General features: G+C 35.5%; 20 protein-coding genes and 1 riboswitch. Of the genes, 11 read left to right on the forward strand and 9 right to left on the reverse strand.

Features of this window, described 5'->3' with window-relative positions; genetic code table 11:
* Nucleotides 1–270 precede the first annotated feature (270 nt).
* The 3 genes from BV906_RS00225 to BV906_RS00235 all read left to right on the forward strand — a co-directional run bounded on the left by BV906_RS00225 (nucleotide 271) and on the right by BV906_RS00235 (nucleotide 3,191).
* Nucleotides 271–867 carry a class I SAM-dependent methyltransferase gene (locus BV906_RS00225; protein ID WP_087971465.1) on the forward strand — a complete coding sequence of 199 codons (597 nt, stop codon included), beginning with the start codon at nucleotides 271–273 and terminating at the stop codon, nucleotides 865–867.
* A gap of 730 nt (nucleotides 868–1,597) precedes the next feature.
* On the forward strand, nucleotides 1,598–2,431 hold the full coding sequence (locus BV906_RS00230) for a hypothetical protein (protein WP_087971466.1): 834 nt from the start codon (nucleotides 1,598–1,600) through the stop codon (nucleotides 2,429–2,431).
* Between the two features lie 151 nt (nucleotides 2,432–2,582).
* Nucleotides 2,583–3,191: a YitT family protein gene (locus tag BV906_RS00235; RefSeq protein ID WP_087971467.1), complete on the forward strand. Its 609-nt coding sequence runs from the start codon at nucleotides 2,583–2,585 to the stop codon at nucleotides 3,189–3,191.
* Between the two features lie 3 nt (nucleotides 3,192–3,194).
* On the opposite strand, the gene BV906_RS00240 is transcribed toward BV906_RS00235, so the two are convergent.
* Nucleotides 3,195–4,481: an MFS transporter gene (locus BV906_RS00240; RefSeq protein WP_087971468.1), complete on the reverse strand. Its 1,287-nt coding sequence runs from the start codon at nucleotides 4,479–4,481 to the stop codon at nucleotides 3,195–3,197.
* The gene (locus BV906_RS00245; RefSeq protein ID WP_087971469.1) at nucleotides 4,448–4,948 is read right to left on the reverse strand and encodes a DUF3231 family protein; all 501 of its coding nucleotides are present in this window, start codon (nucleotides 4,946–4,948) and stop codon (nucleotides 4,448–4,450) included. The genes BV906_RS00240 and BV906_RS00245 overlap by 34 nt, the downstream gene beginning before the upstream one ends.
* 194 nt (nucleotides 4,949–5,142) lie before the next feature.
* Here BV906_RS00245 and BV906_RS00250 point away from each other — a divergent pair, with 194 nt between their 5' ends.
* From BV906_RS00250 to BV906_RS00260, 3 genes are read left to right on the forward strand one after another with little or no spacing between them, the layout of a single operon-like run.
* Complete coding sequence (locus BV906_RS00250; RefSeq protein ID WP_087971470.1) at nucleotides 5,143–6,096, forward strand: sulfonate ABC transporter substrate-binding protein; 954 nt, start codon at nucleotides 5,143–5,145, stop codon at nucleotides 6,094–6,096.
* Nucleotides 6,097–6,120: 24 nt separating this feature from the next.
* Entirely contained in the window at nucleotides 6,121–6,885 is a 765-nt protein-coding gene (locus tag BV906_RS00255; protein WP_087971471.1) for an ABC transporter permease subunit, read from the forward strand.
* A gap of 22 nt (nucleotides 6,886–6,907) precedes the next feature.
* Nucleotides 6,908–7,678 (forward strand): ATP-binding cassette domain-containing protein, encoded by a 771-nt coding sequence (locus BV906_RS00260; RefSeq protein WP_087971472.1) that lies wholly within the window; start codon nucleotides 6,908–6,910, stop codon nucleotides 7,676–7,678.
* Nucleotides 7,679–7,798: 120 nt separating this feature from the next.
* On the opposite strand, the gene BV906_RS00265 is transcribed toward BV906_RS00260, so the two are convergent.
* Entirely contained in the window at nucleotides 7,799–8,260 is a 462-nt protein-coding gene (locus tag BV906_RS00265) for a hypothetical protein (RefSeq protein WP_087971473.1), read from the reverse strand.
* Nucleotides 8,261–8,427: 167 nt separating this feature from the next.
* A riboswitch (Lysine riboswitch) is annotated at nucleotides 8,428–8,606 on the forward strand.
* 104 nt (nucleotides 8,607–8,710) lie between these two features.
* On the opposite strand from BV906_RS00265, the gene dapA reads away from it, so the two are divergent.
* The 4 genes from dapA (at nucleotide 8,711) to BV906_RS00285 (ending at nucleotide 13,753) form a co-directional block, all read left to right on the forward strand.
* The gene (dapA, locus tag BV906_RS00270; protein WP_087971474.1) at nucleotides 8,711–9,604 is read left to right on the forward strand and encodes a 4-hydroxy-tetrahydrodipicolinate synthase; all 894 of its coding nucleotides are present in this window, start codon (nucleotides 8,711–8,713) and stop codon (nucleotides 9,602–9,604) included.
* A gap of 75 nt (nucleotides 9,605–9,679) precedes the next feature.
* Nucleotides 9,680–10,489 carry a uroporphyrinogen-III synthase gene (locus BV906_RS00275; protein ID WP_087971475.1) on the forward strand — a complete coding sequence of 270 codons (810 nt, stop codon included), beginning with the start codon at nucleotides 9,680–9,682 and terminating at the stop codon, nucleotides 10,487–10,489.
* A 280-nt stretch (nucleotides 10,490–10,769) separates the two neighbouring features.
* Nucleotides 10,770–13,502 (forward strand): P-loop NTPase family protein, encoded by a 2,733-nt coding sequence (locus tag BV906_RS00280; RefSeq protein ID WP_087971476.1) that lies wholly within the window; start codon nucleotides 10,770–10,772, stop codon nucleotides 13,500–13,502.
* A 110-nt stretch (nucleotides 13,503–13,612) separates the two neighbouring features.
* Complete coding sequence (locus BV906_RS00285; protein WP_087971477.1) at nucleotides 13,613–13,753, forward strand: YpzI family protein; 141 nt, start codon at nucleotides 13,613–13,615, stop codon at nucleotides 13,751–13,753.
* Between the two features lie 1,113 nt (nucleotides 13,754–14,866).
* Here BV906_RS00285 and BV906_RS00290 read toward each other — a convergent pair.
* Together BV906_RS00290 and BV906_RS00295 are read right to left on the reverse strand one after the other, a co-directional pair.
* Complete coding sequence (locus BV906_RS00290; RefSeq protein ID WP_087971478.1) at nucleotides 14,867–16,009, reverse strand: glycosyltransferase family 4 protein; 1,143 nt, start codon at nucleotides 16,007–16,009, stop codon at nucleotides 14,867–14,869.
* A 261-nt stretch (nucleotides 16,010–16,270) separates the two neighbouring features.
* Entirely contained in the window at nucleotides 16,271–16,510 is a 240-nt protein-coding gene (locus tag BV906_RS00295; RefSeq protein ID WP_087971479.1) for a 4Fe-4S dicluster domain-containing protein, read from the reverse strand.
* 139 nt (nucleotides 16,511–16,649) lie between these two features.
* Between BV906_RS00295 and BV906_RS00300 the strand changes: the two genes are divergently transcribed.
* The gene (locus BV906_RS00300) at nucleotides 16,650–17,840 is read left to right on the forward strand and encodes a M14 family metallopeptidase (protein ID WP_087971480.1); all 1,191 of its coding nucleotides are present in this window, start codon (nucleotides 16,650–16,652) and stop codon (nucleotides 17,838–17,840) included.
* Nucleotides 17,841–17,892: 52 nt separating this feature from the next.
* Here BV906_RS00300 and BV906_RS00305 read toward each other — a convergent pair whose 3' ends face one another.
* From BV906_RS00305 to BV906_RS00320, 4 genes are all read right to left on the reverse strand, one after another.
* On the reverse strand, nucleotides 17,893–18,102 hold the full coding sequence (locus tag BV906_RS00305) for a DUF6501 family protein (protein ID WP_087971481.1): 210 nt from the start codon (nucleotides 18,100–18,102) through the stop codon (nucleotides 17,893–17,895).
* Nucleotides 18,103–18,155: 53 nt separating this feature from the next.
* Complete coding sequence (gene msrA / locus BV906_RS00310; protein ID WP_087971482.1) at nucleotides 18,156–19,115, reverse strand: peptide-methionine (S)-S-oxide reductase MsrA; 960 nt, start codon at nucleotides 19,113–19,115, stop codon at nucleotides 18,156–18,158.
* Nucleotides 19,116–19,275: 160 nt separating this feature from the next.
* A complete protein-coding gene (vrrA, locus tag BV906_RS00315) occupies nucleotides 19,276–19,671 on the reverse strand; it encodes a VrrA/YqfQ family protein (protein ID WP_176330229.1) in 396 nt (131 codons plus the stop codon).
* A gap of 330 nt (nucleotides 19,672–20,001) precedes the next feature.
* Nucleotides 20,002–20,217: a YozE family protein gene (locus BV906_RS00320; protein WP_087971484.1), complete on the reverse strand. Its 216-nt coding sequence runs from the start codon at nucleotides 20,215–20,217 to the stop codon at nucleotides 20,002–20,004.
* Between the last annotated feature and the right edge of the window lie 11 nt (nucleotides 20,218–20,228).

The raw sequence follows: 20,228 nt of genomic DNA on the forward strand, positions 1-20,228 counted from the left end.
TTGAACAAATGGTGCAAGATTATAGAAGAAGACCTAAAAAAATAAATTTTAGAATTTGAAGTGGAGGTGTGTTTTTCATTGGGAGAAGATAAAGAATAAAAGGATGGGTTAGAATGAAAGATTTAATTATAAAAGTTGAAACACTTATGCTTGATGAAAGAGCATATCACTCAAAGCCTGTGAGATTTATTTTTCGCTATTAGTGATTATTGTTATTTTTGAAATTGTTTACGAAAGTGCATTTTAAAATTTTTCGAGGTGATTTTTGTAATGGGAAAATGGTTTCCAAGAATTTACGATATGGTGATGCTTCCTCTTGAACTAAATAAATTTAGTAAAATTAGAAAAGCACTTGTAGGTAAGGCAACAGGAAGGGTATTAGAAATTGGTTCAGGTTCAGGAATAAATTTTCGTTACTATAGGGATGTGTCACATGTGGATGCAATTGAACCTAATCCTGTAATGAATAAACGGTCAATCAAACAAATAGGGAGTTCGTATATTCCAATTCAAACTCATTTGGTCGGAGCGGAGAAACTTCCTTTTGCTGATAATACATTTGATTCCGTAGTAGCGACTCTTGTCTTTTGTACTATTCCAGAGCCCTTGAAAGCAATTAAAGAAATTCAAAGAGTATGTAAGCCTGGTGCTAAAATATTGGTATTTGAACATGTAAGAATGAATCAAAAACTCTTAGGGAAAGCGCAGGATTTATTGACACCAACATGGAAGAAACTTTGTGATGGGTGCCATCTAAATCGCAACACACTGGAATTATTGAGACAAACAAAGATATCAATTCATAAAGTGGAATGTCACTTTAAAGGCCTGTTTTTAACAGTTGAATGTTCTAAGGAAGTAAAATAAAAGTACAACTCCTTTGTTGTTGCTCCAAATAGAAATAGTTATGAGAAAGGCAGTTAACATGGTGTTTAATCAACACTGGTTCAAACATTTCATTAATTTTTATAACGCCATCTGAAGGTTGTTCTCTGGATACGTCTGAAATCCCCCACGGATGCGATTGTAAACACTATACGCCAATTCGGAATGGCTTTTGGTGTTATTATATTAACAACCATTATTAGCATTGCAACGAGTCAAATGGATGCTTCGTATGAAGTTGCAACATATGGGGAACAACATTCGCTTTTATTATTATGAGTGTACTTTCCCTAATAGCAGTTTGCTTATCATTATTCATTAAGGAAAGCGGAACAAAATAGAAGTTATTCCTAAAATAAAACTCGTTATTAACTCTTCAACGAGCAAAAGGCTAATTTCGATCAGCGGCCTTTTCTTATTGGAATAACGGGCAGATAGTGCAACAAAATGGCTGATGAACTTGCGATATTTGTGTTACAAGGAACGGAAACAGCTACAGCATCAAACTATACATTAAAGGTTTAAGTTACTGTATAAAAAATAAAGTTTATCATCTAATGAATTTTTTATATAAAAGTGTGCGATTATTTGCTAAGGGTAATCGCTACTTGTGCTAAATTGCGGTATTGTTTAACAAGCGGAAATTTTTATCTTTTTTTACTTAGCAATAAATGTAAACGTTTAAAAAGTGTCGATCATTAGGAGGGTGTTTATGAAGGCCAAGAAAATGTTTCTAAGTATTTTTATTGTCTTTTTCTTTTTCTTGAACGCTTGTTTGAATAATGATGTTAGTGAAGACCTATCCTCAGTTCAAGATGCAAGTAATAGAGCTACTCAGCTTGAAAACGGGAGATTTTCTTATGTTAATGTTGTAGAAAACGAACATGAAGGACAAACCCAAGAAACAGAAGGTGTTTTTGTTGTTCAAGATGATTATATTGATTGGCATACAGAGCTAGTGTTAGGCGAAGGGAATAATAATACGCTCACTGAGACTTTTCAGAAAGAGAAAACGCAATACCAGCGTTTTGGTAGAATAAACGAGGGTTATCAATTTATTGGTAATGATAATAGGGTGTTAACAGAAGAACCTGAATGGCAGATGGTTAATGAGGGTGCAACGGGATACCCTGATTACCTGCAATCTTTTATGAAAATAGAACTTAATAAGGATGATATAGAAAAGGTAGAGAAAATAGAGGGAAATCATTTAACAATTTACGAGATTACTTATAATGACTCTTACCTCTCATCTGTAAAGCAGAATAATATTTTTGAGATAAATGAACAGTTGGACAAGGCGAAAGAAGAAGATGCTGATACTAACGTAATAAGTTCTTTAGAAAATTCTCTATCTTATAATGACAACATAACCTACAAAAGCATAAAATTGATCTTAACGGTGGATGATACCGGAGTGTTGATAGGAAAAGAATTACAAAGTAGTTTTGAACAAACTGTTAACGATTCATCAGAAAATATACAAATGACGGATAGGATAGAAATTTTAGAATATAACGGGACAGATATGAAAATCGAACTTTAATTCTTATACCTTTGACAGCCAATTTTACAATAACGCTTAAAAAATAAATAGTAATCCGTTTTATACCGGCTTTTATCATGAATATAGTGAAGCTTGAATAAATTAGAAAGGAGGTTGTCCATAGCACAACAGGGAATGTAGGGGGAAGAATGTGAAACAGTTTATGATAAAGTTTGGACTAGTAGTCGCAGGAGGAGCTATACAAGGACTGGGAATGGGATTGTTTTTATTTCCTAACTTTATTCCATCCGGGGGGGCTGGAGGAATAGCTGTTTTAATAAACTATTGGTTTCATATAAATATGGGACTTGCACTATGGATTGTTAATATTTTCATGCTGTTTTTTGGTGTGAAAATACTTGGTAAACGATTTGCATTATGGACAGTTATAGGCATAACGATCACATCGATATCGCTTCACTTTTTTGAACAAGGTTTTTCACCGGACAGAAATTTGCTATTTGATGTAGTAGCTGGATCCGTATTTCTTGGAACTGGTATTGGAATTCTTATGCGTCAGGGAGTCTCCAACGGGGGTGTTGGAGTAGTCGCCCTTATTATATCTACTAAGAGAAATATACTACCCGGAAAACCTTTGTTCTACGTAAATGTTTGTATTTTTTTCATTACCGCAATAATCATTGATTGGAAAATTATTCTCTTGGCTCTTGTAAGTCAATGGATTTCCACAAAAGTTATTGATCAAGTGTGCCAATTAACGTTCTCTCAATCCTATACATTAGGTTGGCGAAAAAAGTAATATTTATAAATATTTATATCGTATTGCTGTTCGTTTGTTCTCTTTCCCATCTTTCCCTTTTACATGCAACAGGAATAAGACAAGTAAGCCTACCAAAAGAGTAAATGCCGCAATGGATAAAAACATGCCAGTTCTGGACCAATCCATTAAACGGGAAAAAATTGGTGGCCCCAATGCTACACCGATAAATCTTACGGACCCATATAAAGAGGTAACAAATCCTCTGCGTTCTTTTCCCACAGCTCCTGTAATGATACTGTTTACACAAGGTAGGATAAGACCCGCCCCTACACTGCTTAAAGCAAGGATAGCAAGAAATGGAATTAGTTTCTCGATAAATACAAGAGAACTATAAGAGACCGTTTTGAACAAAAATCCGATCAACACTAATCGTTTCATTTTCTCCAAATTTTTTCCTATCTTACTTCCTGTGATATAAGAAGTAGTTACCATAACAAGAAGGGGGATTGCCAAAATCAGCCCTTTTATAACCCCATCAATATTATATTTTGTTTCCAGATTATCCGACAGATAAAAAAGAATTCCAAAAAGAGCAAACAAGCAGGTGCCACCCGCGAGATAGGTTGTGAAAAGCCATCTTCCTTCATGCTTAAATACGCTCAAGAGTCCTCTGATATATTTGCGAAATGGAGGGGGGGCCTGACGATTGCTTTTTTCTTTTATAAAAATCCATACAAGCAAAGCAGAGATAATGCTTATTGCCGGGAAAGTGAAAAATACGGAATACCATACAATTAATGCTAAAATAGATCCAAAGATAGGCGATAAAACTTTACCCAATCCATTGGATGCTTCGTATATCCCAAGAACCCTGCTTTGCTCACCGCCCTTGAATAAATCACCAGTTAATGCCATTGCTATTGGGGATGTTCCGGCTGCACCAATCCCTTGTATTGTCCTGCCGATCATAATCCATATAAAGGCATGGGAAAAAAATGCTGCACCGAGTCCGGCAATTAACCCACCTATACCAAAAAGTATTAACGATGGTATGATGACGATTTTGCGGGAAAATCGATCGGAGAGGTATCCAACAAATGGAATAAAGATAGCAGCTGCAATGGAAAAGACGGTTATTGTTAAACTCACCTGCATCTGTGAAAGCGCAAGCGAAGATTTCATTTCAGGGAGTATAGGTATCAGCATGGAGTTACCGAGTGTCATAATCAGAGGAATGGATCCAATGGCAGTAATGACCATGCCTTTATTTTTCTTCGTCAATTTATTCCTACTCCTTATTTTATATTTAATGGCGGGGAAACCATCCATCCTTTTTCTTTCATAAGTTTCAAGATTTTAAGTTCATATTCCTCTTTTTGCGTTCCAAATTCACTAAACAGGCTTCGTAAATCCTCGCGAGTAGCTATACCGGTTATATAGCTGCATAACAATCGGCCAGCCATTAATTCTTTTTGTACGAGAATAGCCACCTCTGGATCATTAAACCTTGCACCCGCTGGAATGTCTTGAACCTCTACATTTGGCCGGTCTGGTGGGGCTGGTGGCAAACGAATGCCAGATTCTTTAAGTAGTGCTTCGACTTGTTGTTCTTCTTGCGTAAAGCTATTTTCTACTAGGTCCTCCAATAATACTTTTAAATCATGTTCACCCGTATGATTAATAAAGACCTGCATTGTCACAAGGGTTCCTTTCATGCTATATAGGTAAGACCAAAGGTTATAAACCTCTCCGGAATGCAGTGGTTCATCTTGTGGCTTATTATTTATTACTCCCATTTTATTTCCTCCTTCCATTTCATCTATATCAGTTTTCCTAAAAAGTGAAATAATATCCGGAATGATCCAGAGTTAACTTTCCGGTTCACATATCAATATGCAGTATTTTATATAGGACAGGAACCTACTTTCGTTTTATACATAATCTAAACACAGATATAAAATCAAATTTTTGTAGGGATGGGTTTAGAGAAATGATTAAAAAAATGGCATTGTCATTAATGATTATCTTATGTTTGGTCGTTTCTGGTTGCAGCATGAATAATTCTACCGCTGATGATAACAAAGAAGATATTGTCCGCATTGGCTATCAGAAAAATGGCCCGCTGATCATTTTAAAAACATTAGGTACATTGGAAGAGAGACTTGAGGAAATTGGATATAAGGTGGAATGGAACGAATTCCAAGCTGGTCCTGCACTAGTAGAAGCTCTAAATGCAGGTAGTATTGATTTTGGGAGAACTGGTAATTCCCCACCTATTTTTGCACAGGCAGCAGACGCTCCTTTTGTTACCGTAGCGGCTGGGAAATCCAAATTTGAAGGGAGCGGTATATTAGTAGCGGAGGACTCAAGCTTTACATCCATAAAAGATTTAAAAAATAAAAAAGTTAGCTTTGCTAAAGGATCAAGTTCTCATTATCTCATAGTGAAAGCATTGGAAAGTGAAGGATTAAATTATACGGATATCACTCCAGTGTTTTTATCACCCGGGGACGCAAGAATTGCATTTGAACAGGGGCAAACAGATGCAATGGTGGTTTGGGATCCCTTTGTTTCTTCGACCGAAATAAACATGAATGCAACCCTTCTAGTCAATGGAGAGGGGTTTACGACCGATCGGGACTTCTTCTTAGCAAATAAGGAGTTTGCTAAGGATCATCAAGAAGTGATTTCAGTTATGTTGGAAGAGATTGAAAGCTCTTCTGACTGGGCTAATAATAACCATGATGAGTTAGTAGAAATGCTCGAGCCCATATTAAATATTGATGAGGCATCCATTAAGATGGCAATTGAACGAAGGTTGTATGGCGTGGACCCATTAAGTGAGGAAATAATAAAAGAACAACAGGAAATTGCAGATACATTTTTTCGGTTGGAGATTATCCCAAAGGAAATAGATGTTCGGGATGTCATGATAAAGCAATAAAAGATGGAAAGGAGGGTAGGGAAAATGAAATTGATGATAAGAGGATCAATTAATACGCTCATTCCCTGGTTAATCCCTCTCATATTACTTGTCGGATGGCAAGTGTTTTCCTGGGTAGGAGTGATACCAGAGCGGATATTACCTGCACCAACAAAAGTACTGCAGGCAGGAATGGAGCTTTTGTCAACCGGGGAATTAGTTAGCCATGTCTCTATAAGTCTTGGAAGAGCATTAGCAGGTTTTCTTATTGGAGGAGTCATTGGGTTTTTATTTGGTTTGCTCAATGGAATATTTAGAATTTCAGAGCTTCTTTTCGATACTTCCATTCAAATGTTACGAAATATTCCTCACTTAGCTCTAATTCCGCTAGTCATTTTATGGTTTGGAATCGGCGAAACATCCAAGATATTCTTAGTTGCACTTGGCGTTCTCTTTCCAATCTATATTAATACTTATCATGGTATAAAGTCGGTTGATAAAGGATTAGTGGAGATGGGGAGGGCGTATGGATTAAAGCGAACCACCTTATTCTTTACCGTCATCCTTCCTGGAGCGATGTCATCGATTCTTGTAGGTATTCGATTTTCGCTTGGTGTCATGTGGTTAACATTGATTGTATCTGAAACGATTTCAGCACATACTGGAATCGGTTATATGGCAATGAATGCAAGGGAATTCATGCAAATGGATGTTATTGTTTTAAGTATTTTACTCTATGCCTTATTCGGGAAATTATCGGACGTCATAGCAAAGCATTTGGAAGGGAAGCTGCTGCAGTGGAATACGTAAGTAGCAAAGGGAGGTAATTTAATTGGAGGAATTAAGAAAAGAAACGTATATTTCAGTTAATAATCTGCATAAATTTTATGGGGAAAGAACAGTTCTTACAGGGTTGAATCTTAGTATTGAGAAGGGGGAGTTTGTAGCAATCGTTGGAAAGAGTGGATGTGGGAAAAGTACCTTACTACGTCTAATTGCGGGTTTGGAAGGTATTAATGATGGTTCGATCTATGTAAATGCTGAGCCATTGAACCGTTTAAATGAACATGCACGTATTATGTTCCAGGATGGGCGCCTTCTTCCTTGGAAAAGGGTAATTGATAATGTGCGTATTGGACTTCCAGATCATGCAATAGATAGAGCGGAGGATGCTCTTAAACAAGTTGGGCTAGAGGATCGCTTGAATGACTGGCCTTCCAAACTATCAGGTGGTCAAAAGCAGCGGGTAGCGTTGGCAAGGGCTTTAGTCCATAATCCTTCACTACTTTTATTAGATGAACCACTCGGTGCCCTAGATGCCCTGACAAGAATTGAGATGCAGGATCTTATCGAGTCCCTGTGGGCACAAAAAAAGTTCACCTCTATTCTTGTTACACATGATGTCGAAGAGGCAGTAGCTATCGCTGACCGAGTGATCTTAATAGAAGACGGGATGATTAGCTTAAACCAGCCTATTCGTTTACCAAGGCCGAGACAGCGTACACATCCCGCATTTTCAATGTATGTGGAAGAAATACTTGAGAAAATATTAAATCGAAAAAACAATAAACTGGCTTTAGTCAGAAATTCACGGGAATCCTAAATTTGAAATGTAGTTGAATTTAATAACATTTACAGACTATTGAAGAATACAAGTTCCTAATAATTTTATAAAGTTAAAAAATGAACCTGCATTTTACAGGAGGTTCATTCTCAATACTACTTATAGATCTTCTTCATTATATCGTTTGAATCCCTCTTGCTGCAGATAATCAGCAGCTGCATTGTACGTTGCATATGTCCCGTCCAATAAGTCACCTGCATAGATATTCCATAGGCCAAAGTCATGAACGATTTTAAGTTTTTGTTGTTCGCTGTTCACCCATAATTCTTCAAATGGTTCTGATTCAGAAAGGGACTTGATGGATTGCTTTATAATTTTACGAAGTTCATCCGGTGTAAAATCACGGATATTTACCATTCCATTAGAATCAACCTTATAGTTTTCATCTATTTGTTCCGCATAAACAAATCCATTTCCGTTTGGGTGAAGACGATATACGATGATCTTTTTTTCCAGTACACTTTCTTCAAAATGGAAATTAACACGGCCAAGTGATACATCATGACGTATTAATTCCGGAAAGGATTCAATAATTGCTAGTTTTTCTTCGAATGTGAGCATGTTACCTCCAGGTACGGTTATATTTTAAAAACATTTTCTATTATACCACTTTAATAATGAAAAATACGAAAGAATAGTATTAAAACTATAGAATGCTTGTTTATTATAGAGCCATTCTGTTACAATACAATTAACAGTTTAATACTTTCTTATTTTAGATATTCTAAAGTAGGGATAGAGGTGCAGAAACCATCAGTACTTATGTGGAGGAGAATGAGATCCTGCGATATATAAGAAAAGGGGAATTTGCCGAAGTAGAAGGATACTCATTATCCTGAAGCTGGTTCTGTTATTTAATAAATGCAGAATTGTCATATAGAGAACTATATGGAGGGCTATCAAAGCGTAGAACTATTAATGACGTTCTAAGCAGCAGCGGCTCTCGTTGCTGTTTTTTTATTTTGGCCCTCACACCTATCCAAAAAAATATAAAAAGGTGTGTGATGAATAATGAATTTCGGTAATGTATTGACAGCAATGGTAACTCCATTTAATCAGGATTTAGAAATTGATTTTGAAGCGACAAGGAATTTAGTTAATTATTTGATTGCAAATGGTTCAGATGGCTTAGTTGTTGCAGGAACAACTGGTGAGTCACCAACACTGACAGATGATGAGAAATTAAAGTTATTTAAATTTGTTGTGAACGTGGTGAATGGTCGTGTTCCAGTGATTGCCGGTACGGGATCAAATAATACAAAAGCTTCTATTGAACTAACAAAAGAAGCGGAGAAAACGGGTGTAGATGCAATTATGCTTGTAACTCCATACTATAATAAACCAACACAGGAAGGAATGTACCAGCACTTCAGTACGATTGCTGAAAACACTTCTTTACCTATAATGCTGTACAATATCCCAGGAAGAAGTGTAGTCTCCCTCGATGTGGATACGATTGTGCGCTTATCTCAAATTAAAAACATTGTCTCTGTGAAGGAAGCAAGCGGAGTGTTAGATCATATAGCTGAGCTTATCAGTAATACGTCTGATGACTTTAGTGTTTATACTGGGGAAGACAGTTTAACATTGCCAACGCTTGCTATCGGCGGTACGGGTATCGTATCTGTTGCCTCCCATATCATCGGAAGAAAAATGCAGGAAATGATTAATCATTTTCAAAGAGGAGAAGTAGCTGAATCAGGAGATATTCATCGTCGTTTATTACCAGTTATGAATGCAATGTTTAATGCTCCAAGTCCAACTCCTGTAAAAGAAGCATTAAATCAAATCGGTGTGCCTGTTGGAAGTGTACGCCTGCCGCTTATCCCGTTAAATGATTTGGAGCGGGAAGCTTTATCTAAAGTAATTGCAGTGTACGAGGAAATAAAAGTATCTGGTTATTAATTAGTAAGGGAATTAGCGATTATGCTCATTCCCTTACAGATACTTTATTATAATTATCTTAAAGGATGAGTACATATGAAAGGCTTGAATGGCAAAGTAATTGGTGTTGCAGCAAACCGTAAAGCGGACGCAATTTCAACACTTATTCAAAAAAGTGATGGAATCCCAAAACTATTCCCCATTCAGGGAGAACAACAATTAAATGAAAGCATCTGTGAAGAAGATGTAAGAGAGTTTTTAGCTAATCCTTTCGATATGATTGTATTTACAACAGGGATTGGCGCTGAAACATTGGAAAATACAGCACATCATCTTAATCAGCATGCTAATTTTATCAAGAAACTGGACCACTCAACGTTGGCAATCCGTGGAAGTAAAACATTAAAATGGATGAAAAAGAATTCATTATCTGCAAAGTTTATTGCAGAAGATGGAACGATGGATAATTTGTTGGCAGCAATGTCTACAGAACAGCCGCATACGGATAAACGTTTATTCCTACAAGCGTATAATCAGGATGACGTAGACTTAAAATATTCATTTGAGGATCTTGGATATCATGTTTATTTATCAAAACCGTATCAATTTATGCCACCAGATAATAAAACATTGAAAGCTTTAAAGCAGAATATCTTAGATCAAACACTAGACGCAGTTATCTTCACTAGTAAAACACAGGTGCAAAACCTTTTCCAGCACTATACAGAAGAAGTCATTCATGCATTCAATGACAAAGTATTGGCCGTAGCTATTGGCAAAGTAACTGCAGCGGAACTTGAGAAAAAAGGAATCGTTAATATTTTTCAGTCCGAAAAACAAAAAATGGGTGCCATGATCGTTGAACTTAACGAGCATTATAAGAATAATCAATCCGGTAATGTTTAGAATCTTTAGCCGACAACTTAATATTAACTAATCGCTGGGAATTAAAAATAAAGTAATTTCCAAGTATTTATGGAATAATATAGATAACGGAGATTCAGTAAGCAGTCTGGATTTGCCGTTATCTTTTTAATAGAATCTATCCATACTTAAGGCCATAAAATCTTTAGACGTTACGAATTTATTAAAGAGTGGTATAGGTAATAGACTTATAAAATACATATATATAGATATACTTTTCATTTTTAGTTAAAATATCACGAAAAGATGTTGGAGGTTCATGATGACATTGGAAAAGCAACTAATCAATAAAACTTATTATGAAACAATTATTGAAAACAAAGAGAATATGCATCCTATCCGAATTTTGGGTGAGATGTATATGAATGAACAGCAGAATGAAGTAACCGATTTATCACTTATCCGCTTTTCGCAAGGGGAGATATACTTTTTAAATAAAGACTTTGAAGCAGCCATCTTTAAATGGGAAAATATTTCAAATGAATTAGAGCCTTGGGCACAGAAAAATATTGCGGATGCTCATTATGAACTGGAATTGCTCGAAATTGCTGAGGAATATTATAAAACTGTTTCAACCGAATCTGTTATTTTAAAAACGGAGGTACTCCTGCAATTATTTACACTGTATATACGACGTGGCAAAATAGAACTAGCGGCTGATTCTATTACGAATGCAGTAGACTTAAATCCGGATTATTCTGATGTGACCGAAATAGCACGGGCCTTTTTTGAGAAACAACAGGATTACGCCAATGCGGTGAAACTTGCTGTTAATGAAGCTGTTCGAACAAGGTCGCTGTCATGGTTTAAGGTTTTAGAAACATATGTTGAACACGGACATATAGCAGGGATAACGCCTAACTACTTTAACGAAGTACTAATGACTGTATACGAAATCGACCAAACGTGTTTTGAAAGCCTTGCAGAAGCACTTTGGAATAGTTACAAACAAAGTGACTTATATTTTCCGTGGCTTCATGAAATTAATAATTTAATATTAAGCATTGAACAAGGATATATTCACCAATGGCAAAATCTTTCGACCCTGTTTAAAGAAACATACTATGAATTAATTAACGGAGATTATTTAATCAGAGAAATATCCCAATTAATTCCAGGGCACATAACGAATTGGATGAAAATATCTACCAACTCAGATAAACTCATTTCTTCATCGGCTGTACTTGCATGGAATGACATTTTCCCGTCCCAAATCGACATTTCTGTTGTGACAGAAGCGGAAAGAGCTGTTAGCGATTCGCCCTACTATCAGAACGGTATGGAAAGCGGACTGGGGCTTTTTGAAGCCATCCAAGATTGGGCATCCCATCATGATGTTTTATTAAGTGAAAAATTGGAATGGATGATTCGTGAGCTTATGAATTTAGAACATTTCCATCTGCTGATCGCCGGGGATGAAGTGAGTGGAAAAGCTGACTTTGTGAATTCACTGCTTGGAGAGGGACTAGTAGAAGAGGGTGCATCACCTGCCATTCTTTTTAAAGATGCAGAGGAAGCAGAAATTATTGCCATATCTGATAAAGAGGTTAGTAGTATTTCTAATTTGGAAGACGTTTATGGAAAGAGACATCAGCCATTCATTTTATACAAAAAGCCACTACCATATTTACGTAAAAGCAAACTTGCTCTAATTGATACTCCAGTGCTTTCAAATCAAACGAGAATGAAGGATACTGAATTTCCATATATGCGTGCAGCGGACAGTGTGCTGTTTGTATTAAATGCAGATTCACCAATGACTGGTAAAGAACTTGACTTGGCTATTAGGATGAACGAACAGGAACCAAATATGCCTATTCATTTTCTATTAAATAACATGGAGCGGATTGATAATAGCAAGGAAGCAATAGAACTTGTAGAAACGACAACATCAAAAATCAATACGTATTTTTCAAATGCTAATGTCTTTGCTTTTTCTAAGTATTTCGAGAGGGAAAGCCAATTAGATGAATTATCTAAATTCATTGGATCTATGAGGGATGGATACAACATAGAAGCACATCGAACAAGTAAAATCCTTTATTATGTTAAGGAATCAATAAAGTCTTTACTAGAAAAACGAGTAGAAATGGAAAAATCTTTAATTGATAATATTGAGTGGAATGAAGAGATGGTAACGAAACTTAATGGAGCAGTAAATCAGTTAGGTGACATGGAAGAGGAAAAAACTCGAATTATTACTCAATCCTATAGTAAAATTAAAGATGAAATGAAAGAGGATTTAAGAGATAAAATACCAGAATTGCTTCGAAATTGCTCAAATATGGTTAATGAAAAAAGCAATTTCGAGAAAATTCATGTGCAGCTTAATGAAGAAATGAATAAGCGCGTATTTAATCATATAGAAGAAAAAGTCTTACCAGAATTCCGGGTAGCAATCAAAGACTGGATCACAGATAGTGAAGAAGCGTTTAACGAATGCCAGGTTAATTTGAATGAATTAAGTGGAAGTTTTAATTATTTATACGAGGAAGAAAAAATAGCGCTGACTTGTGATTTTAAAGTGTTGGATGACTGGCGTCGGGATGCATATCGTATGACAAGGGGGAACATACATCCAGAGAATATAAATATATTGCTACGTTCTACACCTTCACAGTTTTTATTTAAAAATGCAGGTAAGCTGTTTGGCGCATTATCGCAAAATAAAGGTATGCTTCAGAATAAATATAAGCAATTTATTGAAGGTAAGGATTATAGTGAAACCGCTGAAACGGTTACAAATAAGTTTATACAGCAATTTGAGATATTCGAACAATCATTAGGGCGAGATATCAACATGTTTTTTACAAATCCGAATGAAGTGCTGCGGCAAACCTTAAAAGAGACAGAGAAAGAGATTATCGTCAATAAAGATGCCTTAAGCAATATGCGGAAAAAACCTGAAATTTATCGTGATCCACTTACCCAATTCGATGTAAAGCTTCGTCAATTTGAGTGGATGACTACTTCTGGTAAGCAAGTTAAAGTATAATTGAAACTTTACTTAGGAAGATACGTCATGTATCTTCCTCTTTTTGTATCATGAAAGCGGATGAATAAATTTGGCGAAAAAACTCATGTTAGGTATAGGAGGTGTTAATTATGGGAAGAGACCGTCAAGAAAAAAAGTTAAGAGAGAGTGGACGTGTTGAATCAGATAGGGATGTTGGTCTGCGTTATAAAGGTTCAACAAAAATGTCAAGTCCGGAAGAAGCAAGAAGATTAAACGATGGTAAAAAGTAAACGTGAGTAGTTGATTTCTTTTTAAAAAAAATATAGATATCTACAGAGGGGCGCAATATAAGGAATTTGCGTCCTGATTTTTATGGATTTAAAAACCTGCTATTATGTAAAAAGATACCAGGATTTCTATCAGGTTATTTTCGATGAACAGATTCCAATGATTAATTCTCAATTAATAACGGTATTATCAATTAAAATTATTAAACATCGTAATTTTTTTCACTAGATTATAATAATTATTAGTAAATGGTGGGTGATATGATGATTGATACAGCTAAACAAAATAAAAATAAGAGGCTTTTTATTTTTGAACTGCTACCTTGACTCTATTTTTTGTATTAAGTGAAATATCTATCGATTTATTTTGATTTCTTTAAGGATGATGGACACCGGTATACATAAGAGTTCAGTTGTTCTTTCTTGAATCTTTTAATGGGTGCAACCAAATGTATCATTAATAAGGTATTAAAATCGGAGAACGAGTTGATATCTTATGAAAAGATTATGTGATTTAAAATGATATTGATTCCGAGTGAGTGGTGGGGAAAGACAAGTAGCACGGATTACAATATTTATTTCTTTTTCAAACGATCTAGGAAAAGCAAGGTTTGTAAAAAAAATTTCTTGGAAATTCATCGTCTTTTATAATCCTTTTGATAAAATGCAGTTCAATCCCGTTGTAGAACCAAAATGACACACTTGAGTTTATAGTAATCAGCCAAATCGGTGGGGCATTTATGATTACAAAGTAAGTCTATAAATTGATTTAAATCATATTGATAAATGGTAATCGTAAGGGAGGATTATCGCACCATGAATATTTCACATAATTATAGGGAAGATCTCCAGTCTTGGCAAAAAATCAATCCTAGTTTACATAATCTTTATTATAGGAAGTTATATATAATTAGAGAAATTACGTTTCAATATAGGAGTTTACTTCTGATATTGAGATAAACGTTAAAATTCACGGTAAGATTGATGCTATTTATCTTATTTTTAATCCTGTATGTTTTTAAGCACTCATAAAAAGTCATATTCTATCAGCAAAATTTCTTCGTTGGATTCATCAGTGACCAATATTAATTAAAACACAACAAAAAATGGCTGCATTTAATTTGCGACCATATTTGCTGTGTTTTTGTGTATTTCGATTGTTTCGTAATAATAATCTAATAATTGCTGGGATGCTTTTTCCCATGCATACTTTTCAGCTTCTATTCGGGCATTTTTCTTCATTTGCTGTATCAGATCTAGATTATTCAATTTGTTTACTGCTTCCATCATACTGTTAACATCTTCATTTTCATATAATAGCCCTGTCTTTTCATCTTTAACCTGTTCCATTGTTGGACCACTTTTTGCTGCTACTACAGGCAAACCTGAGGCCATAGCTTCGAGAATAACCAATCCTAGTGTTTCCGTGACGGATGGGAAAATAAAAGCGTCAGCGGTAGCATATGCCTGGGAAAGTTCATCTCCATGCAAAAAACCTGTAAAAGTAGTGTTTGTTCCTCTAAACGTATTTTCCAGATCATTTCGTGAAGGTCCATCACCAATAATAGCTAGCGCAATATCATCTCTGGCATCCAATAAAGGTTTAATTTTATGAATTTCCTTCTCAATTGCAAGTCTTCCGATAAAAACAAGTAATTTTTTGGACGTATCACCATTTGTTAGTCGCTCTCGCATCTGTTCATTATAGTATCTTGGATGACGATTATGGATATCAACACCACGTTGTAAAACATGAAGGTTATGAAATTCTTTCTCGATAAGCTCACTTTTTATCGCTTTTGATGTACAGAGATTCAGATCTGCAGCATTATGCAGCCTTTTAATATGATGCCAGAGAAGTGGTTTTGCTGGCTTGTACATCCAGTAATAATCCAAATACTTTGGAACATGAGTATGATAGGTAGCGATTAATGGGTAATCTAACTTTTTAGCATAATGGACGGCAGCTGCGGCTAGTAAAATTGGGTTTGCTGCATGCACGATATCTGGTTGGAATTCCTCTAATAAAGCCTTCACTTTCTTAGATGGTAATGTAAACGGCCTATAACGATAAAATGGCAGGGTTATAGGTTTTATGCCAACTACTTCTGCACCCTCATACTCATATACTCCTAAATCTGGAGCAATGACAAATACATCATGCCCCTTTGAGCGAAAGTGTTTGATTGCTTGTGTAAGTCTTGTGACAACCCCATCAGTAGATGGTAAGAAGGTTTCTGTTACGATTGCTATTTTCAAGGCTAAACTGCTCCTTTATTTCCATATCATCTGTGGTAAGCTTTTTTTATGTTGATACGGTCTTTGTGAATTTCTTTTAATGCTTTGTTCTTGCTTACGTAATTTTTAATGCTTATATTATGGACGTTTTAAAAATATATGTATCCTATTATAATATAAATTAACATTTTTTATGTAGGATAAACCTTTTTTAGAATAATCTTTACAATAAATAAACAAAAACCGCCCCGTATTTATGGTAAGCGGCTTTTGCCCTTTCGTTTATCTGTTTTCAAAAAATACCCGGTTCAAAGAAATATATTCTGTTTCTTCTCCCGGAACTTCGTCTTCCATATAAATTGCTTCAACTGGACAGACTGCTTCACATGCTCCGCAATCTATACAAATGTCAGGATCAATGTAAAACATATCTTTTCCTTCTTCTATGCAATCAACAGGACAAACTTCAACACATTCCCCTGCTTTTTCAGCTTTACATGGTGATGTAATAACAAATGCCAAGTTACTCTCCTCCTTCAAATCTATGATGAAAATATAATTGTATTTAGCTATTATAACGCTTATCTTCAGAAAATAAAAGATTCATCATCTCTTATATCTATCATATGATGTATAAGAAGTATATGAAAGGAGATATAGAATGGAAATTACGGTGAGGTCAGGTGATACGGTTTGGTATTATAGTCAACTTTTTAGTGTACCACCCATTCTTATAGAAACATCGAACCCGGGAATGGATGTAAATCAATTGCAAATTGGTCAGGTAATCCAAATACCTGGTTATGTAAAAGAAAACTATTTAATAGAAGCTACTGATTCTTTCTGGACCATTGCAAGGGAAAATAATATCCCTTTGGACATTCTGGAATTAACAAATCAGGGTATTGATCCTTCACAGCTGCAGATTGGACAAGCAATTGTGCTGCCAAGAAGAGTAACCGAGATGATTGTCGATGATGTAGCGAATTATACGCATGAAAAAATGACAGCAGATATAAATAAACTCCAATTAATCTATCCCTTCATTATGACTCAAACAACAGGGAATTCGGTAATGGGTAAAGATATAACAGAGCTGCAAATTGGCATAGGACCTAAACAGGTACATTTAAATGGTTCCTTTCATGCCAATGAATGGATTACGACCCCAGTTATTATGCGATTTATCAATCAATATGTGTTATCAGCCACAAATGGATTGCCCATCAGGGACCTGCCGGCTTTACCACTCTATAATACAGCCAAATTGTCTGTTGTTCCAATGGTTAATCCGGATGGAGTGAACCTCGTAATTGAAGGTTTATCTGCTGCAGGCGGGTTTCAAGAATCTGTTTTGGCTATTAATCAGGGAAGTGAGGATTTTTCTGGTTGGAAAGCAAATATAAATGGAGTTGATTTGAATAACCAATATCCAGCGTTATGGGAAGTAGAAGCTGCGAGGAAGCCTACTACTCCACAACCAAGAGATTTCCCCGGTATAGCACCACTGACAGAACCTGAGGCACTTGCAATGGCAGCCCTTGCTTATGAAAGGAATTTTTTAAGGATGAATGCATTTCATACACAGGGTGAGGTGATTTATTGGGGGTTTGAAGGCCAAGAGCCACCGGAATCTGTGGATATTGTTAATGAATACGAAAGAGTCAGTGGTTATAATCCTATTCAATATGTAGATAGCTATGCAGGATATAAAGATTGGTTTATTCAGGAGTTTAGACAACCGGGCTTCACTGTAGAATTAGGATTAGGTATTAATCCTCTCCCTATTGGCCAATTTAATGAAATTTATGAGGAAAGTTTAGGAATAATGCTCGCAAATCTTTATTTGTAGTATTTATTATATATATTAAACATAAAAAATAACAGGATTTCTCCTGTTATTTTTATTTACTTCCTTCTTTAAAATAATTTTTTCTAAATCCAGCGATTCGTTCACTATTATCGATAATGAAGTAAAATTCTTCTGTTTCGTTTTTAACATCGTATTTTTTTCCTGGAGTTAATTTATTATCGACAATAAATTTTTTTGCATTTGCATGGACACATTCAATTTGTTTTATTGTTTCCCTATTTTCCCAGTCTAAATGAATCATTTTCTATTCTCCCTTTACTTAGTTTACATAATAAAGTTATCGTAAACTAAGTCTCAATTAAATAAGTACAAATAGTTTTCATAACCTTTTTCTTCCATTTCTTCTTTTGGAATGAAACGCATTGCAGCAGAATTCATGCAATAGCGTAAGCCCCCAGCTTCTACAGGGCCATCCTCAAAGACATGTCCTAAATGGGAGTCAGAACTATTACTTCTAACTTCAGTTCGGACCATCCCATGAGTTGTATCTGTTTTATCTTCAACCTGGTATGGGTCAATGGGCTTCGTGAAGCTTGGCCAACCACATCCCGCATCAAATTGATCCTTAGAAGAAAACAAGACTTCACCGGAAACAATATCCACATAGACTCCTTCTTTCTCATTATTCCAGTATTCATTTTGGAAAGGTCTTTCGGTACCGTTCTCCTGTGTAACATGAAATTGAATTGGTGTAAGTTTTTTCTTTAGTTCTGATTTATCAACTTTATCATTCCAAGTATTCTTGATAAAGTCTTCTCTACCTGATCCTTTTTTATATAATCGATAGTGGAACGATTGTTTCTTATAATAATCCTGATGATTTTCCTCAGCAGTATAGAATGGCTTGGCTGGTATAATTTTCGTTGCAATCGGTTTCGAGAACTTTCCACTTGCCTCAAGATCTTGTTTTGATTTTTCTGCGACTTGTTGTTGTTGTTCATTATGATAGAAAATGGCAGTTTGATAAGACTCTCCCCTATCGTTGAACTGCCCACCAGAATCAGTTGGATCAATTTGCTGCCAAAATGTATTTAATAATTGCTCATATGACATTTTATTCGGATCAAAGGTTATTTGCACTGCTTCCACATGTCCTGTTGTGTTGGTACAAACCTCTTCATATGTTGGGTTTTCAACATGGCCACCAGTGTAACCAGAGATCACACTTTCGATTCCTGGTCGTTGGTCAAAAGGCTCTACCATACACCAAAAGCAACCCCCGGCAAATGTTGCTGTTTCCATATTATGCGACATGAAAATTCCTCCAGTCTAATTTTGTATTAGTATTAGTGAACCATAGAATGCCATTGCTTTCAATTATTACAAAGCATATAAGTCGTTAGTTCATATTGCTCTACCTCTATTTTTCCCTTTTTATGATTAAAAATCAAGTAGTGTGACTTAAGGAAGCATATTAAATATATAATTTAGGTTTCGATTCACCTATGGATTTCGTTTTAGTCGGCTGATATTCGGGTATAACAGGTTCTGTTTTATTTTTTTCATCTGAGTCTGCAATTTGCTTCGTATCATCTTCACTACTTTCAATTTCTTTAAAAGCTTTCATCATTCGGTACATAGCTGGTAAGTTTTTGATCATTGGTCCATATTCCTGAATGAATGGTGCACTTGACTGAACCATATTTAGCACTTGCTGCACATTGTCTAATGTTTTAGTAATGCCACCCACACTGCTACTCCCAATAGATTTTGTGTTAAAATTGGATGGTTTCATTGTAGTTCTTTTATTTCTCATATTTCTTTCCATTGGATTTGGATATTGTCGTTGGTGCCCTGGTGGAAATATCATATTATCTCCCCTTCTCATAAAAGTAGTCATCTAACATTAGCTTACGTCTTGAACCTGAATTGCGTGTAGGCAAACAGGATATTTAAACAAGATATTTCCCAGGCAACCGCAGAAACCAACAAAATAATTGCTTTCATTTTAATATATCGAGAAAAAGGTCCTTTTATGCGATTCATGGATGTACTTAGATATAATATGATTATCATAAATTGCCTGTTAATTGATCAAACGTTTGTTTAAATTCATAGAAACTACGCCCAACGCCATTAACATCAATATTTAGCCAATAAAAATAAACAACCTGAAAATAATGTTCCAGGTTGTTTAAAATTAGTTTGTGGTTTGATATGTGTTCCAAATCTCATCAAATACGTTTAATGCATTTGGAAAAGGGCTATTCCACTCTAAATAGTCACTAATTACATCATATTTTGTTGACTGCTTTGGGAAATTATGATCATTAAATGCCCAGTCTGCTAGTAAAGATTTTTCATCAGGATTTAACTTTCCCCTGTAGGTCATTAAAAAATGATAAAAGGAACGCATGATATCACCTC

Origin of the sequence: Oceanobacillus rekensis, from assembly GCF_002153375.1 — a bacterium.
Classification (GTDB): Bacteria; Bacillota; Bacilli; order Bacillales; family Amphibacillaceae; genus Oceanobacillus; species Oceanobacillus rekensis.

Bases quoted from the DNA above. Each gene is read 5' to 3' on its own strand.
- vrrA (WP_176330229.1), bottom strand. From the start codon at position 19,671: ATGATATTTCCACCAGGGCACCAACGACAATATCCAAATCCAATGGAA.
- BV906_RS00255 (WP_087971471.1), top strand. From the start codon at position 6,121: ATGAAATTGATGATAAGAGGATCAATTAATACGCTCATTCCCTGGTTA.
- BV906_RS00300 (WP_087971480.1), top strand. From the start codon at position 16,650: ATGGAAATTACGGTGAGGTCAGGTGATACGGTTTGGTATTATAGTCAA.
- BV906_RS00240 (WP_087971468.1), bottom strand. From the start codon at position 4,481: ATGGATGGTTTCCCCGCCATTAAATATAAAATAAGGAGTAGGAATAAA.
- BV906_RS00275 (WP_087971475.1), top strand. From the start codon at position 9,680: ATGAAAGGCTTGAATGGCAAAGTAATTGGTGTTGCAGCAAACCGTAAA.
- BV906_RS00285 (WP_087971477.1), top strand. From the start codon at position 13,613: ATGGGAAGAGACCGTCAAGAAAAAAAGTTAAGAGAGAGTGGACGTGTT.
- BV906_RS00305 (WP_087971481.1), bottom strand. From the start codon at position 18,102: ATGATTCATTTAGACTGGGAAAATAGGGAAACAATAAAACAAATTGAA.
- BV906_RS00230 (WP_087971466.1), top strand. From the start codon at position 1,598: ATGAAGGCCAAGAAAATGTTTCTAAGTATTTTTATTGTCTTTTTCTTT.
- BV906_RS00245 (WP_087971469.1), bottom strand. From the start codon at position 4,948: ATGGGAGTAATAAATAATAAGCCACAAGATGAACCACTGCATTCCGGA.
- msrA (WP_087971482.1), bottom strand. From the start codon at position 19,115: ATGTCGCATAATATGGAAACAGCAACATTTGCCGGGGGTTGCTTTTGG.
- BV906_RS00280 (WP_087971476.1), top strand. From the start codon at position 10,770: ATGACATTGGAAAAGCAACTAATCAATAAAACTTATTATGAAACAATT.
- BV906_RS00265 (WP_087971473.1), bottom strand. From the start codon at position 8,260: ATGCTCACATTCGAAGAAAAACTAGCAATTATTGAATCCTTTCCGGAA.
- BV906_RS00225 (WP_087971465.1), top strand. From the start codon at position 271: ATGGGAAAATGGTTTCCAAGAATTTACGATATGGTGATGCTTCCTCTT.
- BV906_RS00250 (WP_087971470.1), top strand. From the start codon at position 5,143: ATGATTAAAAAAATGGCATTGTCATTAATGATTATCTTATGTTTGGTC.
- dapA (WP_087971474.1), top strand. From the start codon at position 8,711: ATGAATTTCGGTAATGTATTGACAGCAATGGTAACTCCATTTAATCAG.
- BV906_RS00320 (WP_087971484.1), bottom strand. From the start codon at position 20,217: ATGCGTTCCTTTTATCATTTTTTAATGACCTACAGGGGAAAGTTAAAT.